Origin of the sequence: Streptomyces sp. M-16, from assembly GCF_052114405.1 — a bacterium.
Taxonomy (GTDB): domain Bacteria; phylum Actinomycetota; class Actinomycetes; order Streptomycetales; family Streptomycetaceae; genus Streptomyces.
Window position 1 is genome coordinate 1 of the sequence record NZ_JBFRER010000350.1, and the last position, 410, is coordinate 410.

1 protein-coding gene is annotated in these 410 nt (G+C 67.8%); it reads left to right on the top strand.

What is annotated here, in order from left to right:
* A partial coding sequence (locus AB4039_RS42515; RefSeq protein WP_442273347.1) for an AMP-binding protein occupies positions 1 to 410 on the top strand: 410 nt, incomplete at both ends.

Genomic DNA, 410 nt, shown 5'->3' on the forward strand with positions numbered 1-410 from the left:
CTCGGAACACCGCTGACCTGGGACGACGTCGCCTGCGTGATGTTCACCTCCGGATCCACCGGACGGCCCAAGGGCATCCTGTCCTCCCACCGCAACCTCGTCTCCACCCTCACCGCCCAGACCTACGCCACCTTCGGCCCCGGCGAGACCTTCCTCCAGTGCTCCCCCGTCTCCTGGGACGCCTTCAGCCTCGAATTCTGGGGCGCCCTCCTCCACGGCGGCACCACCGTCCTCCAGCCCGGACAACGCCCCGAACCGGCCCTGATCTCCGCACTCGCCCAGCAGCACCGGGTGACGATGCTGCAACTGTCCTCCAGCCTGTTCAACTACCTCACCGACGAACACCCCGAGACCTTCACCACCACCCGCATCGTCTACACCGGCGGCGAACCCGCATCGCCCACCCACGT